Origin of the sequence: Methylobacterium litchii (assembly GCF_038442315.1) — a bacterium.
GTDB classification, from domain to species: domain Bacteria; phylum Pseudomonadota; class Alphaproteobacteria; order Rhizobiales; family Beijerinckiaceae; genus Methylobacterium; species Methylobacterium litchii.
Genome location: NZ_JBBXMY010000013.1, coordinates 37326 through 52992, shown reverse-complemented (window position 1 = coordinate 52992; position 15667 = coordinate 37326). Strand labels below are relative to the sequence as shown.

The window sequence follows — 15667 nt, the reverse complement described above, 5'->3', positions numbered from 1 at the left end:
TGCGATGGTCCGACGCATCGCGGGATGAGGCGCGTGTCGCCGGGCTGGGGAATGGAATCGTCGTCCGCCTTGCGCGTCCTGATCTACAGCCACGACACGTTCGGCCTCGGCCATCTGCGGCGCTCCCGGGCGATCGCCCACGCCCTTGTCGCCGCCTGCCCCGATGCGCGGGCGGTGATCGTATCGGGATCGCCGGTGGTGGACCGCTTCGCCTTCGCGCCGGGCGTGCGCACGGTGCGCCTGCCGCCGGTGACGAAGCTCTCCGACGGCACCTATGCCAGCGCCGGCCCCGCGACCCTCGCCCGCACGGTGGAGGACCGCACGGCGGCGCTGATGCGCACGGCGGAAGCGGTCCGCCCCCATGTGGTGATCGTGGACAAGGAGCCCGCCGGATTCCACGGCGAGATGCTGCCCGTGCTGGAACGGGAGGCGGCGCGGGGCACCAAGCTGGTGCTCGGCCTGCGCGATGTCCTCGACGAGGCCGACCGGCTCGCCCCCGAATGGGAGCGCAAGGGCGCCGTCGAGGCGATGGACCGCTTCTACGACGAGATCTGGGTCTACGGGCTCGGGCGCATCCACGAGCCCCTGGCTGGGCTCGCCCTGGCGCCCGACCTCGCGCGGCGGATCGGGAACCGGCTCGTCTACACGGGCTACCTGCGCCGCGAGCTGCCCGAGGCGCGGGCCGACCGCCGGGAGCCGGCGGTGGCGGCGGGGCCGTTCCTCCTCGTCACGCCGGGCGGTGGGGGCGACGGCGCGGGGCTGATCGATTGGGTGATCGCGGCCTACGAGGCCGATCCCGGCATCCCGCTGCCCTGCCTCGTGGCCTTCGGGCCGTTCCTCGACGCCGCGATCCGGGAAGGGTTCGACCGGCGCATCGCGGCACTCGGCGGCCGGGTCTCGGCCATCACCTTCGACAGCGAGATCGAGGTGCTGATGCGCAAGGCGGCGGGCATCGTCGCCATGGGCGGCTACAACACCTTCTGCGAGATCCTGTCCTTCGACCGTCCGGCCGTACTGGTGCCGCGCACCGAACCGCGGCGGGAACAGGCGATCCGGGCGCTGGCCGCCGAACGGCTCGGCCTCGTGCGGGTGCTGATGGAAGACGACGGGCGCGATCCGCTCCGCATGGCGGCGGCGTTGCGCGCGGTGCCCGGCCAGCCCGAACCCTCGCGGGTGGTGGTGCCGGGCCTCCTCGACGGGCTCGACGCGGTGGTGCGCCGCCTGCACCACCTCGTGCCGGAGGATGCCGACGCGCCGTGCCGGGCGATGTCATGAGCGGCCCGCGTATCGCGGTGGTGCTGAAGGGCTATCCGCGCCTCTCCGAGACCTTCATCGCGCAGGAGATCCTGGCCCTCGAGAAGCGGGGCCTCGCCCTCGACATCTGGTCGCTGCGCAAGCCCACCGACCGGTTCCGCCACCCGATGCACACGGCGATCCGCGCGCCCGTCGCCTACCTGCCCGAATACCTGCGCGACGACCCCGCCCGGGTGATGCGCGGGCTCTTCTGGGGATGCCGGCAACGGGCGTTCCCGGCGCTCGTGAGAACCTTTCTGCGCGACCTGCGGCGGGACCCCACCGCCTCGCGGTTGCGGCGGATCGGGCAGGCGCTGGTGCTCGCCCGCGAGGCCGGGCCGGCGGTGGCCCATCTCCACGTCCACTTCCTGCACACGCCCGGCAGCGTCGCCCGCTACGCCGCCCTGCTGACGGGCCGGCGCTGGAGCTTTTCCGCCCACGCCAAGGACATCTGGACCACGCCCGAATGGGAGCTGTCCGAGAAGCTCGCCGATGCCGCCTGGGGCGTGACCTGCACCCGCGACGGGCTCGCGCGCCTCGACGCCCTCGGGCCGGGACGCACGCGGCTCGCCTATCACGGGCTCGACCTCGCGCGTTTTCCCGCGCCGCCCCCGGCCCGCCCCGCCCGCGACGGGCGCGACCCGGAGGCGCCGCTGCGGCTGCTCTGCGTCGGGCGGCTCGTGGCGAAGAAGGGGCATGACGACCTGTTCGCGGCGCTCGCCGCCCTCCCCGACGACCTGCACTGGCGGCTCGACCTGATCGGCGGCGGCGAGTTGCGCGGCGCCCTGGAACGGCTCGCCCTGGAGCGCGGATTGCAGGGGCGCGTCGCCTTCCGGGGCGCCCTGCCCCAGCCGGCGATCATCGACGCGATGCGCGAGGCGGACCTGTTCGTGCTGCCGACCAAGCCGGCCGCCGGGGGCGACCGCGACGGGCTGCCGAACGTCCTCATGGAGGCCGCGAGCCAGGAGCTGCCGATCCTGGCCACCGCCTTCGCCGGCACGCCCGAATTCCTGACCGATGGAATCCACGGCCTCCTCGTCCCGCCGGGCGAGCCCGACGCCCTGGCGGAGGCGCTGCGCGCCCTCTTCGCCGATCCCGAGCGGCGCAGTCGCCTCGGCCGCGCGGCGCTGGCGCGCCTCGTGCAGGACTTCTCCGAGGAGGCGGGCATCGCCCTCATTGCCGACGCCCTGGCCCGCTCGGCCGGGATAGCCTCGCCCCTCCGCGAGGAGGCTGCGTGAGGATCCTCATCGCGGTCACGCATCTCCTCGGGGCGGGGCATCTCACCCGCGCCGCCGCCCTCGCCCGCGCCTTCGCCGCCGCCGGGCACGAGACCGTGCTGGTTTCCGGCGGAAGCCCGGCGCCGCTGGTGCGCCTCGACGGCGTGCGCCTCGTGCAATTGCCGCCCCTGCGGATCGAGGGATTCGATTTCACCCGGCTGATCGGCCCGGATGGCGAGCCGGCCGGCGAAACCCTCCTCGCCGAACGGCGCAAAACCCTCCTCGCGACGCTCCGCGAGACGGCGCCGGATGCCGTCATCACCGAACTGTTCCCCTTCGGCCGGCGGGGGCTCGCGCCCGAATTCCTCGCCCTGGTGGAGGCGGCCCGCGCCCTCGACCCCGCGCCGCTGATCCTGTCTTCGGTGCGCGACATCCTCGTGCCGCCCGACCGTCCGGCCAAGGTCACGCAGGCCCATGCCCGCCTGGCCGCGCTCTACGATGCGGTGTTGGTCCACGGCGACGAAGCCCTGGCGCCCCTCGACGCCTCCTGGCCGGTCGATGACGCGGTGCGGCCGAGGCTCCGCTACACCGGCTACGTCGACGAGGGCGCCGCGATCCCGCCGCCGGGCGAGCGCACGGGCATCCTCGTCGCCGCCGGGTCGAGCGCGGCCGGGCTCGGCCTGTTCCGCGCGGCCGTCGGCGCGGCGCGGAACAGGCCCGATCTCGGCTGGCGGCTCCTCGTCGGGCACGGCATCCCGGACGCGACCCTCGCGACCCTGTCGGAGGGCCTGCCCGCCGGCACGGTGATGCGGGCGCGGGCCGATTACCGGGCGCTGCTGGCGGGTGCCCGCGTCTCGGCGAGCCAATGCGGCTACAACACCGCCGTGGACCTGCTGGTGACGGACACGCCCGCCGTGCTCGTGCCCTTCGAGGCGGGCCGCGAGACCGAGCAGCGCCTGCGCGCCGAACGCCTCGCCGCCATGGGCCGCGCGCGGATCGTGCCGGAGGATGCGCTCTCGCCCGATACGCTGCTGGCGGCCGTACTCGCCGCGCCGCCCCTCCCCGAGGGCCCACGCCCCGCCCTCGACGGCGCGGCCCGCACCGTCGCCCTGGTGGAACGGCTTCGCCGTGAGCGCGCCTTCGCCCGCCTGCGCGATGCCCTCGACCGGGCGGGCGAGGTCCGCCTCTGGTGGCGGGACGACGACGCGGTGGCCGCGACCCCTGCCCTCGACCGCCTGCTGGCCCTCGCGGGTTCCCGCCCGATCCTGATTGCGGCGATCCCGGCGCGGATCGAGCCATCGCTCGGCCGGCGTCTTGCCGGTATGCGCACCCTCCGTGTCGGCGTGCACGGCCTCGCGCACGACAACCACGCCCCGCCCGATGCGAAGCCCGCCGAGTTCGGCCCGCACCGGCCATTGGCCACCCTCCGCGAGGAGGCGGCCCGCGCGCTGGCCCTCGCGCAGGACAGGCTGCCGCGCGAGACGCTGCTGCCGGTCTTCGTACCGCCCTGGAACCGGATCGACCCCGGTCTCGCCGCCGACCTGCCCGCCCTCGGCTATGCCGGCCTCTCGGCGGCCAGGGGACCGGGAGGCGCCGCCCTCGACGTGATCGACTGGCGCGGCACCCGCTCGCTGCGCGACCCCGCCGCCCTGCTCGCGACCCTCACCGCCCATGCGGAGAGCCGGAGCGGGGCGCCGCTCGGCCTCCTCACCCACCACCTCGCCCATGACGAGGCGGTGTGGGCGTTCCTCGCCGAGTTGCTGACCGTCCTCGATCACCCGGCCGTACGCTGGTGCGATCCTTGCGACCTGTTCCCGTCGCCTGTGGACGCGGGAGTCCCGGCGCCTATGTCCACGGCGGACGAATGGCCGAGGGCCGGGTGAGCGCGCTCCTGTCGATCCGCGACCTCGCTGTCGCCTTCCGTACCGAGACCGGCCGGTTCGAGGCCCTGCACGGGCTGTCGCTCGATATCCCGCGGGGCAAGACCCTCGCGCTGGTGGGCGAATCCGGCTCCGGCAAGTCGGTGACGGCGCAGGCGATCCTGCGCATCCTCCCGCGATCCGCCGAGATCAGCCGGGGCCAGATGCTGTTCGAAGGCCCCAACGAGACGGTCGACCTCGCCCGCCTGCCGGAGGACGGCCCGGCCATCCGCGACATCCGGGGCCGGCGGATCGCGATGATCTTCCAGGAGCCGATGACCTGCCTGTCGCCGCTCCACACGATCGGCGATCAGATCGGCGAGGCGTTGCGCGTCCATACCGGCGCCGACCGGCGGGAATCGGATGCGCGCACGGAGGAAGCCCTGGCGAAGGTCGGCTTCCCCGATCCGAAGCGGGCGCTCAAGACCTATCCGTTCGAACTCTCCGGCGGCCTGCGCCAGCGGGCGATGATCGCCATGGCGCTCATCATGCGCCCGGCGCTCCTCGTGGCGGACGAGCCGACCACCGCGCTCGACGTGACCACCCAGGCCCAGATCCTCGCCCTGCTCGGCCGGCTGCAGGACGAGACCGGCATGGCGATCCTGCTCATCACCCACGATCTCGGGGTGGTGGCCAACATCGCCCACGATGTGGCGGTGCTCTACCGGGGCCGCTTGGTGGAAGCCGGCCCCAAGGACGAGGTGATGCGCCGGCCGGGCCACGCCTATCTCAAGGCGCTGATCGAGGCGGTGCCCCGCTTCGACATGGCGCCGGGCGAGCGCCTGACGCCGATCCGCCCCGCCCGCGCGACGATCCCGCCCACGCGGGAGGCGCCGCCCCTCGCCGGCCCGATCCTGCAGGTGGAGACAGTCAGCAAGACCTTCACCCTCCGCGCCGGGCGGCTCTTCGCCAGCCCGCGCACGGTGCGGGCCGTGTCGGACGTGTCCCTCACCCTGCGGGGCGGGCGCACCCTTGGGCTCGTGGGCGAATCGGGCTCGGGCAAGACCACCGTCTCGAAAATGGTCATGCGGGCCATGCCGCCCGATGGCGGGCGCATCCTGTTCGATGCCGGCGACGGCCCGAAGGACGTGCACGCGCTCAAGGGCGACGCCCTGTTCGCCTACCGCCGCAACGTCCAGTTCGTCTTCCAGGACCCCTACGCCTCCCTCGATCCGCGCATGACCGTGCGGCAGATCCTGTCGGAGCCGATGGAGATCCACGGCGTGCCACAGCCGAAGCGGCGCGAGCGCTGCCGCGAATTGATGGCGATGGTCGGCCTGGAGGAGTCCGCCCTCGGCCGCTATCCGCACGCCTTCTCCGGCGGCCAGCGCCAGCGCATCGGGATCGCCCGCGCGCTCAGCCTCGAACCGCGCCTCCTCGTGCTGGACGAGCCCGTCTCGGCCCTCGACGTGTCGGTGCAGGCGCAGATCCTGAACCTGCTCAAGGATCTGCAGCAGGCACTGGGCCTGTCCTACCTGATCGTGTCCCACAACCTCGCGGTGGTGGACTACATGGCCGACACGATCAGCGTCATGTGTCGCGGGCGCATCGTGGAGGAGGCCGACCGGGCCACCCTGTTCCGCGATCCAGTCCACCCCTACACCAAGGCGCTGCTCGCCGCCGTGCCGGACCCGAGCCTCGACCATCCCCTCGATTTCGCGAAGGTGACGGGCGAGGCCTCGGACCCCGCACGCTGGCCGAAGGGTTTCGCCCTCGCGCCCCACGAATCCGGGATCATGATGCAAGTCGAGCCGGGGCATTGGGCCCGCTACCGATCCGAAGCCGAGCGGAACGCCGCCTGATGCAGCCGCGCCCGCCCATCGTCCTCGAACGCCTGCGCCGGAAGGTGCTCGGGCCGCTCTTCGACCGCCTCGGCTACGATCTCGTGCCCGCAGCGCCGGATTGGACCCACCGCCCCACCTCCCCACGCGAGGTCGGGCGCCTGCTCGATGCCGCCGCCGAGAGCCTGCACACCGACTTGCGCGCCTCCGGCCTGACACCGGAAAAGGATGTCCGCGCCCTCGTGGAGCGGTTCTGGCACCTCATTCCCGAGGCGCCCGTGCGCCAGCGGCGCGGCGGCAGCGGGTTCAACGGCGCGCTTCAACTCTACGTGGCGATGCGGGTACTGCGACCGGATTTCGTGATCGAATCCGGCGTGTTCCGGGGCCTGACCACCTGGGTCATCCGGCAGGCCTGCCCTGAGGCGCGGATCTTCTGCCACGACCCCGACCTGTCGGGCCTGCAATACCGCGACGCCGGAGCGCGTTACAGCCGCGAGGATTGGTCCCGCGCCGATTGGTCGATGCTCGACCCGGCGCGGACGGTGGCCTTCTTCGATGACCACATCTCCCAGGCCCGCCGGGTGGTGGAGGCGCATGTGCGCGGCCTGACCCGCCTGCTGTTCGATGACGACGTGGCGGCGCACCGCATCCACGCCCATGGCGGCCCGGCCCATCCGACCATCGCGATGATCACCGCCCTGGATTCGAACCCCGAGCCGATCCGCTGGACCCGCAACGGCCGCCCCTTCGAGCAGCCCGCCGGGGACGCGGAGGCGCGCCAAGCCGGCGACCTGATCCGCCGCGCCCACGCCTTCGACGACATGCACCGCGCCACCGGCTACTCGCCGGCCCGGCTGACCTACGTGGAACTGCACGGGGGCGGGCCGTGAGCACCACCGGATTCTCCCGCCGCACGCTCCTCGCCGGCCTCGCGGCCACGACCGCCCTCCCCCGCCGCGCCCTCGCCGACGACGCTCCCGCGCCCCCCACCACGCCCCTCGTGGCAAACCTCGCCGCCCGGGGAAGGCGTCTCGGCAAACAGGGCGGGACGATCCGCACCCTGATCGCGAAGGCGCGGGATGTCCGCTACCTCTCGGTCTACGGCTACACCCGCCTCGTCGGCTACGATGCTGGCCTGACCCTCCAGCCCGACGTGCTGGAACGGATCGACGTCGAGGGCGGGCGCTTCACCTTCACCCTGCGGGACGGGCACCGCTGGTCGGACGGGCAGCCCTTCACCAGCGAGGATTTCCGCTATTACTGGGAGGACGTGGCCAACCAGAAGGAGCTGAGCCCCGAGGGGCCGCCCACCTTCTTCATGGTGGATGGCACGCCGCCGCAGGTCGAGTTCCCGGATGCGCGGACCATCCGCTACACGTGGCCCCGGCCGAACCCGATGTTTCTGCCGGCGCTCGCCGCTCCCCGCGATCCGCTGATCTACCGGCCGGCGCATTACCTGAAGCCGTATCACCCGCGCTACGTCGGCAAGGAGGCCGCCGAGGCCAAGGCGAAGGGGCTGAAGCTGCGGAGCTGGGCCGCCCTGCACAACCGGCTCGACGACAATTACGAGCTGATGAACCCGGATTGCCCGACGCTGCAGGCGTGGGTGCCGCGCACCCGCTCCCCGGCAACGCGCTTCGCCTTCGAGCGCAACCGCTCCTATCACCGGGTCGACGCCGCCGGGACGCAATTGCCCTACGTCGACCGCATCGTGATGGACGTGGCCTCCTCCGGACTGCTCGTCGCCAAGACCAATGCGGGCGAGGCGGACCTGATGTTCCGGGGCCTGATGATGCCGGACATCCCGAGCCTCAAGGAGGGCGAGAAGGCCCACCATTACCGCACCAACCTCTGGCCGGTGGCCCGGGGCTCGGAGATCGCGCTCTACCCGAACCTGACGACGGTCGATCCCGTCTGGCGTGCCCTGAACCGGGACATCCGCTACCGGCACGCGCTCTCGCTGGCCACCGACCGGCGCACGCTCAACAACACCCTGCTCTTCGGCCTCGGCACCGAGGGCAACGACACGATCATCCCCGAATCGCCCCTCTATGCGCCGGAGATGCGGACCCTGAACGCGGGCTACGACCCGGCCCAGGCGAACCGGCTTCTGGACGAGGCCGGGCTCGACCGCCGCGATGGCTCGGGCATCCGCCTCCTACCGGACGGCCGCCCGCTGGAAATCGTGGTGGAGAGCGACGGCGAGGCCGGTGAGATCCTCGATGCCCTCACCCTCATTGCGGAGTTCTGGCGGGAGGTCGGCATCCGCCTCGTCACCAAGCCGCAGGAGCGCACCAACCTGCGCCGCCGCTCCATCGGCGGGCTGACGGTGATGGTGGCGGCGCAGGGGCTCGACCTCGCGGTGCCCACCGCCATCATGCCGCCGACCGAACTGAGCCCGGCCCAGCCCGACCATTATGCCTGGCCGCGCTGGTCGATGAACCTCGAAAGCCGGGGCCGGAGCGGCGAGGCCTGCGACGTGCCGGAGGTGCAGCGCCTGATCGACCTCGACCGGGAATGGCGCCAGACGGACGACGCGACCCGGCAGGGGGCGATCTGGCGCGAGATGCTGATGAACCACGCGCGCAACACCTGGGTGATCGGCACGGTGGCGGGGGCGTTGCAGCCGGTCGTCACCGCCGACCGGCTCGTGAACCTGCCGGCCAAGGCGCTCTATTCCTGGGAGCCCACGGCGATGATCGGCGTGCAGCGGGTGGACGAGCTGTTCTGGGACGAGGCCATGGACAAGCGGGCCGAGGGGCGATGATCGGCCTGCTCCTCCGGCGTCTCCTCACCATGGCGGTGACGCTGCTCATCATCTCCGCCCTGGTCTTCTTCGTCATCAAGCTCCCGCCGGGGGATTACCTGACGAACCGCATCATGGAACTCCGCGCCACGGGCGAGGCGGGCTCCGTGGCCAAGGCGGAACTGTTGATCCGCCAATACGGGCTCGACCGGCCGGTCTGGGAGCAATACCTGATCTGGGTCGGGCTGATTCCGGGGCCCGCCGGCTTCTCCGGCCTGCTGCAAGGCGATTGGGGCTGGTCGTTCGAATACGACAAGCCGGTGGCTGACGTGGTCGGCGACACCCTGTGGCTGACGCTGCTCGTGAACGTCACCGCCGTGATCTTCGTCCACCTCGTGGCGATCCCGGCGGCGATCTATTCGGCCACGAACCGATACACCTGGGGCGATTCCGTCGTGACCGTGCTCGGCTATGTCGGCCTCGCCGTGCCGGGCTTCCTGCTGGCGCTGATCCTGCTGTTCTACGCCAACCGCTGGTTCGGCCTCTCCATCGGCGGCCTCTACGACGCCTCGCTCACCAACCGGCCCTGGGACGGGGAGAAGATCCGCTCGCTCGCCGCTCACCTCATCGTGCCGACCCTGGTGATCGGCCTCGGCGGCACGGCGGCGATGATCCGCCGGATGCGGGCGAACCTGCTCGACGAACTCGCCAAGCCCTACACGGTGACGGCCCGCGCCAAGGGCATGGCGCCGACGCGGGCGCTGCTGAAATATCCGTTCCGCATGTCCCTGAACCCGTTCGTGGCGGATATCGGCAACCTGCTGCCGCATCTCGTCTCGGGCTCGGTGCTGGTCTCGCTGGTGTTGAGCCTGCCGACCGTCGGGCCGCTGCTCTTGGAGAGCCTGCGCAACCAGGATCAGTTCATGGCGGGCTTCATCCTGATGTTCGTCGCCGCCCTGACCCTGGTCGGAATGCTGATCTCGGACCTCGCCCTGGTCTGGCTCGACCCGCGCATCCGCATGGGCCTGCGATGAGCGGCGCCCTGCAACGCACGCATTTCGTCGATCCGGCGCCCTTCACCCCCGACGAGCGGGCCGAGTCAACCGCCGGCTCGGCCTCGGCGTGGCGGCTCATCGCGCGCAAGTTCCTGCGCCACCGGCTGGCGGTGTTCTTCGCGCTGATCCTGCTCGTGCTCTACGCCCTCATCCCCTTCGTGGAGATAATCGCCCCCTACGGGCAGGCGCGCCGGGACAGCGACTTCCTCTACGCGCCGCCGCAGGGGGTGCATCTGATCCACGACGGCCGGTTCGTCGGCCCGTTCGTCTACCCGTACCGTTCCCAGCTCGACCTCGACACGTTCCGCCGGGACTACGTGACCGACACAGGTAAGCCCCAACCCCTGCGCTTCCTCTGCCGGGGCGACGGCTACGACTGGCTCGGCCTCGTCCACACCGATCTGCACCTCGTCTGCGCGCCGGAGGGCGGGACCCTGTTCCTGCTCGGCACCGACCGCCTCGGGCGGGACCTGTTCTCGCGGATCGTCTACGGCACCCGCGTCTCGCTCACGATCGGCCTCGTGGGCGTGGCGATCTCCTTCGTGCTCGGCCTCCTCTTCGGAGGCATCGCCGGCTATTTCGGCGGCCTCGCCGACGCCGCCGTGCAACGGTTGATCGAGATCGTCCGCTCGATCCCTGAACTGCCGCTGTGGCTCGCCCTCTCGGCGGCGCTGCCGGCGAACTGGAGCCCGCTTCTCATCTTCTTCGGCATCACGGTGATCCTCGGCCTGCTCGACTGGCCGGGCCTCGCCCGCGCGGTGCGCGGCAAGCTGCTGGCGCTGCGCGAGGAAGATTTCGTGCAGGCGGCCGAACTCATGGGCGCCTCGCCCGCGCGGCTCATCGGGCGGCACCTGATCCCGAACTTCATGAGCCACCTCATCGCCTCGGCGACCCTGTCGATCCCGACGATGATCCTCGGCGAGACGGCCCTGTCGTTCCTCGGCCTCGGCCTGCGCCCGCCGGTGACGAGTTGGGGCGTGCTCCTCAACGAGGCGCAGAATCTCGCGGCGGTACAGCTCTATCCGTGGCTGCTCCTGCCGGTGGTGCCGGTGCTGGTGACGGTGCTGGCCTTCAACTTCGTGGGCGACGGCCTGCGCGACGCCGCCGACCCCTACAACTGACGCCTCACCCGGCGAGCGGCAGGGGCGCGATACGGGTCGGCGCGGCGACAGTCTTGCGCTCCAGCAAGCCCGGCGGCGGGACCGGCGCCTCGATGGTGCAGACGACGCCCCCCGGCTCGTAGGAGAGGTTGACCTCGCCCGCGAGTTCCCGGGCGAGGCTGCGCTCGATGAGCCGCGAGCCGAAGCCGGTGCGGGTGGGCTTCTTGACGGGCGGGCCGCCGCTCTCGCGCCAGCGCAGGAGGAGCATGATCTCCTCCCCGCGCCGCACGGCCCATTCGATGTCGATGGTGCCGGCATCGTTGGACAGCGCGCCGTATTTCACGGCGTTGGTCCCGAGTTCGTGCAGGGCCATGGCGATGGAGAGGGCGAGCCGCGGCGGCAGGCGCAAAGGCGGCCCCTGGACACGGAAGCGCGACGCCCCGGTGCCGCCGCCGTCGAGGGGGCGGATCGCGTCGGCCACCACCGCCGACAATTCCGCGCCGTCCCAGCTTTCCTTGGTGAGCACGTCGTGAACGCGGGCCAGCGCCAGGAGCCGCGCCTCGAACGCGGCGCGGGCGATCTCGGCCTCCGGCCCGTCGAGGCCGCGCAGGGATTGCGTCGCGATGGATTGCACCGTCGCCAGGGTGTTCTTCACCCGGTGGTTCAACTCGTGGATCAGCAGGAGCAGATGCTCCTCCGCGAGCTTGGCATCGGTGATGTCGACGTTGCAGCCGGTATAGCCGAGGAAGCGTTGGCCATCGTCGAGGCGCGGCACGCCCTCGCAGCGCAGCCAGCGCACGGCGCCGGTGCGATCGATGATACGGGTCTCCATGCGGAACGGCCCGCGCGCGGCGAAGGCGTCCTGGAAGGCCCCCCGGAACATGTCGAGGTCGTCCGGGTGGATGATCCGCTCCCAGCCCGCATCGGCCAAGGCCTCGGCGGGCATCCCGAATAGGTGGTCGAAATGCAGGTTGGCGAAACTGACCTCGCCGGTTTCGTCGGTCATCCAGATCAGCGCCGGGGCGGAATCCGCCATGTGGCGGAAGCGGGCCTCGCTCTCTTTCAGGGCCGAGAGGCCGCGCCGCGTGTCCTCGAGGGCGCGGTCGCGCTCCTCTTCGCGGGTGCGGATCCGCAGCGACGCGTCCGAGAGAACGGTGGCGAGGCGCTGGATCTCGTGGACCGGCGAGGCCACGCGCGGGATCGCCTCCCCCCGCGCGAGCGCCGGCCCGGAGGCCGCGAGGTGGCGCAGCGGGCGCGTCACTCGCGACCACAGGCTCACCGCCAGCACCGAGGAGGTCGCGAGCACGAGGAGGCCGAACCCGGCGAAGGCCCAGACCCAGCGCCGCACCCGCGCATCCACGATGGTCTGCGGGATGCTGGTCGCGACGGTCCAGCCGGTGAGGCGCGAGCGCGCCTCGATCACCACGACCGGGCGCCGCTGCCGGTCCTGCCCCTCCCAGACGCCGGCTGTGCTGGTCTGGTTCTGGCGCAGGGTCGAGAGGCGCGGCTTGCCCACCACCGCGGTCGGGTCGGGCAGCCGCGCCAGCACGGTGCCGCTGCGATCCGAAATGCCGGTCGTCCAGCCCTGCACCACCTCCCGCGCCAGGATGCCCTGGAGCCGCGACAGGGGGACGGTGAAGCTGAGGATGTAGGCGACCTCGCCGTCCACGGTGACGGGGACGCCGACCGCGTAGCTCGCATCCTCCGCGCTCACCGCCGGCACGTAGCCGCTGACCAGGGCGCGGACCTGCCCCTTGGCGAGTTCCGCGTCGATCGGCAGGGGCGCCACCGGCAGGGGCGCGCCGCGCGGCACGCCGGTGTTCACGACCTCCTGGCCGTTGGGCCGGCGCAGGAGCACGTCGAGATCGAGGGAGCCGCGCACGAGGCGGGCCTGCGAGTCGAAGGCCGAGAAATCCCCGTCCTTCAGGCGCGGCGAGGTTGCGAGCGTCTGCAGCACGGAGACGAGGCCCGCCACGTCCCTGTCGAGGGACAGGCTGATGCCGCGCACGTTCTCGCGGGCATCCTGCTCGAACCGCGCCCGCTCGGCGGAGGCGTAGCGCATCAGCAGGATCGCGGTGAACAGCAGGCCGGGGCCGATCAGCGCGACGACGAGGGCCACGAGATAGACCTGGGTGGAGAACCCGTTCCGGCCGAAGCGATGGAGGCGGCGGGACAGCCAGGAGCCGCGCCGCTGGGGCGGGCTCTGCGGCGCGGCAAGTTCCCGATCGAGGCGCGGGCTCACAGGCTGCGTGCTCCCGGCCTCCGGCGCCGCCTGCGCCCCTGCGCATTCGGAGCCATCATCACCGGTCGATATGGCCGAGATCGCGGGCCGGGTCGAGCCGGTCGCGCACTCGCTGCTTGAGGGCCTTCACGTCCGGGAAGCCGCCATCCTGCACACGTTCCCACAGGAGATCGCCATCGACCTCGATGCGGAACACGCCGCCCTTGCCGGGCCGGAGGGCGACCTCGGACAGGTCGTCCTTGAAGGTGGAGAGGAGTTCCTGCGCCATCCAGGCCGAGCGGAGGAGCCAGTTGCACTGGACGCAATAGGTGATGGCCACGCGTGGCCGACGCGTCGCAACCTCGGCAGTGCCCTCCCCCGGCACCGGACCCGTTCCACCCTGATCCATGGTTCCACAGCGCACCCGACGGCGACGAAAGTCAACCGGGGCCGCCAATCGACGGAACCCGGCTTGACGGGGCGGGGGCGAGGGCCCTAGAAGCCGCTCATCCGGTCGCGGGCGGCTCCGAGCCCCCGCCTCCGCGCGGCGTCCGTGTTGCACGGGCTCGCGGAACGGACGGTTAGCACAGCGGTAGTGCGTTCCCTTCACACGGGAAAGGTCGCAGGTTCGATCCCTGCACCGTCCACCACTTTCCTCCCCCCGTAAGACCGATTTCAGATCTGTTTGCCACGCCGTAGGCGCGTGCTAGAGCCGGCTCGACAGCAAACGCTCGAGATCGATCCGGGACTACCGGGCGGCTGGGCAAGCCAGGGGCGGACGACGACCATGAAGGACATCCTCGACAAACTCGCCGAGCGCCGGGATCAGGCGCGGCTCGGCGGTGGCGAGAAGCGTGTCGAGGCGCAGCACAACCGCGGCAAGCTCACGGCGCGCGAGCGCATCGAACTCCTGCTCGACCACGGGTCGTTCGAAGAGTTCGACATGTTCGTCCAGCACCGCTCCACCGATTTCGGCATGGAGAAGCAGAAGGTCCCCGGCGACGGCGTCGTCACCGGCTGGGGCACCATCAACGGCCGCACGGTCTTCCTGTTCTCGAAGGACTTCACCGTCTTCGGCGGCTCCCTCTCGGAGACGCACGCCGCCAAGATCGTGAAGGTGCAGGACATGGCGCTGAAGATGCGCGCCCCGATCATCGGCATCTTCGATGCCGGCGGCGCCCGCATCCAGGAGGGCGTGGCTGCGCTCGGCGGCTACGGCGAGGTGTTCCGCCGCAACGTCATGGCGTCCGGCGTGATCCCGCAGATCTCGGTCATCATGGGCCCCTGCGCGGGCGGCGACGTCTACTCGCCGGCCATGACCGACTTCATCTTCATGGTCCGCGACACGAGCTACATGTTCGTGACCGGCCCGGACGTGGTGAAGACCGTGACCAACGAGGTCGTCACCGCCGAGGAACTCGGCGGCGCCAAGGTCCACACCACCAAGTCGTCCATCGCGGACGGCGCGTTCGAGAACGACGTCGAGGCGATCCTCCAGATCCGCCGCCTGCTCGACTATCTCCCCGCCAACAACACTGACGGCGTGCCGGAGATCGAGTCCTTCGACGACGTGAACCGTCTCGACATGTCGCTCGACACGCTGATCCCCGACAACCCGAACAAGCCCTACGACATGGGCGAGCTGATCCGCCGCGTGGTCGATGAGGGCGACTTCTTCGAGATCCAGGCGGCCTACGCCCGCAACATCATCACCGGCTTCGGCCGCGTGGAGGGCCGCACGGTCGGCTTCGTGGCGAACCAGCCGCTGGTGCTGGCGGGCGTGCTCGATTCGGACGCCTCGCGGAAGGCCGCGCGCTTCGTGCGCTACTGCAACGCCTTCTCGATCCCGATCGTGACCTTCGTGGACGTGCCGGGCTTCCTGCCGGGCACCGCCCAGGAATACGGCGGCCTCATCAAGCACGGCGCCAAGCTGCTCTTCGCCTACAACCAGGCGACGGTGCCGCTCGTCACCATCATCACCCGCAAGGCCTTCGGCGGCGCCTACGACGTCATGGCCTCGAAGCATGTCGGCGCAGACGTGAACTACGCGTGGCCGACCGCGCAGATCGCGGTGATGGGCGCCAAGGGCGCGGTGGAGATCATCTTCCGCAACGAAATCGGCGACCCGGACAAGATCGCCGAGCGCACCAAGGAATACGAGGACCGCTTCCTCTCGCCGTTCGTGGCCGCCGAGCGCGGCTATATCGACGAAGTGATCATGCCCCATTCCACCCGTCGCCGGATCGCCCGCGCGCTGGGCATGCTCCGCACCAAGAAGATGGAGCAGCCGTGGAAGAAGCACGACAACATCCCGCTTTGAGGGCGATTCTCTTCG

11 protein-coding genes and 1 tRNA gene are annotated in these 15667 nt (G+C 71.3%); 10 read left to right on the top strand and 2 right to left on the bottom strand.

Annotation, left to right across the window (positions count from 1 at the left end):
• Positions 1-51 precede the first annotated feature (51 nt).
• The 8 genes from AAHF99_RS20480 to AAHF99_RS20445 are packed head-to-tail and all read left to right on the top strand — an operon-like array spanning position 52 to position 11132.
• Positions 52-1275: a glycosyltransferase family protein gene (locus AAHF99_RS20480; protein ID WP_342166315.1), complete on the top strand. Its 1224-nt coding sequence runs from the start codon at positions 52-54 to the stop codon at positions 1273-1275.
• Positions 1272-2531, top strand: coding sequence for a glycosyltransferase family 4 protein (locus AAHF99_RS20475; RefSeq protein WP_342166314.1), 1260 nt, complete (start codon positions 1272-1274; stop codon positions 2529-2531). The genes AAHF99_RS20480 and AAHF99_RS20475 overlap by 4 nt, the downstream gene beginning before the upstream one ends.
• Positions 2528-4393 carry a glycosyltransferase gene (locus AAHF99_RS20470; RefSeq protein ID WP_342166313.1) on the top strand — a complete coding sequence of 622 codons (1866 nt, stop codon included), beginning with the start codon at positions 2528-2530 and terminating at the stop codon, positions 4391-4393. Before AAHF99_RS20475 ends, AAHF99_RS20470 begins: the two co-directional genes overlap by 4 nt.
• Positions 4375-6231 (top strand): ABC transporter ATP-binding protein, encoded by a 1857-nt coding sequence (locus AAHF99_RS20465; RefSeq protein ID WP_412759921.1) that lies wholly within the window; start codon positions 4375-4377, stop codon positions 6229-6231. The genes AAHF99_RS20470 and AAHF99_RS20465 overlap by 19 nt, the downstream gene beginning before the upstream one ends.
• Positions 6231-7100: a hypothetical protein gene (locus tag AAHF99_RS20460; protein WP_342166311.1), complete on the top strand. Its 870-nt coding sequence runs from the start codon at positions 6231-6233 to the stop codon at positions 7098-7100. The genes AAHF99_RS20465 and AAHF99_RS20460 overlap by 1 nt, the downstream gene beginning before the upstream one ends.
• Positions 7097-8977 (top strand): ABC transporter substrate-binding protein, encoded by a 1881-nt coding sequence (locus AAHF99_RS20455; RefSeq protein ID WP_342166310.1) that lies wholly within the window; start codon positions 7097-7099, stop codon positions 8975-8977. Before AAHF99_RS20460 ends, AAHF99_RS20455 begins: the two co-directional genes overlap by 4 nt.
• The gene (locus AAHF99_RS20450; protein ID WP_342166309.1) at positions 8974-9990 is read left to right on the top strand and encodes an ABC transporter permease; all 1017 of its coding nucleotides are present in this window, start codon (positions 8974-8976) and stop codon (positions 9988-9990) included. The genes AAHF99_RS20455 and AAHF99_RS20450 overlap by 4 nt, the downstream gene beginning before the upstream one ends.
• Positions 9987-11132 (top strand): ABC transporter permease, encoded by a 1146-nt coding sequence (locus tag AAHF99_RS20445; RefSeq protein WP_342166308.1) that lies wholly within the window; start codon positions 9987-9989, stop codon positions 11130-11132. Before AAHF99_RS20450 ends, AAHF99_RS20445 begins: the two co-directional genes overlap by 4 nt.
• A 4-nt stretch (positions 11133-11136) precedes the next feature.
• On the opposite strand, the gene AAHF99_RS20440 is transcribed toward AAHF99_RS20445, so the two are convergent.
• Complete coding sequence (locus AAHF99_RS20440) at positions 11137-13287, bottom strand: sensor histidine kinase (protein WP_342166387.1); 2151 nt, start codon at positions 13285-13287, stop codon at positions 11137-11139.
• 124 nt (positions 13288-13411) lie between these two features.
• Positions 13412-13741 (bottom strand): Rdx family protein, encoded by a 330-nt coding sequence (locus AAHF99_RS20435; protein WP_243958228.1) that lies wholly within the window; start codon positions 13739-13741, stop codon positions 13412-13414.
• Between the two features lie 166 nt (positions 13742-13907).
• On the opposite strand from AAHF99_RS20435, the gene AAHF99_RS20430 reads away from it, so the two are divergent.
• Positions 13908-13982 (top strand) — tRNA-Val (locus AAHF99_RS20430).
• A gap of 137 nt (positions 13983-14119) precedes the next feature.
• Positions 14120-15652 (top strand): acyl-CoA carboxylase subunit beta, encoded by a 1533-nt coding sequence (locus AAHF99_RS20425; RefSeq protein ID WP_243958226.1) that lies wholly within the window; start codon positions 14120-14122, stop codon positions 15650-15652.
• Positions 15653-15667 lie beyond the last annotated feature (15 nt).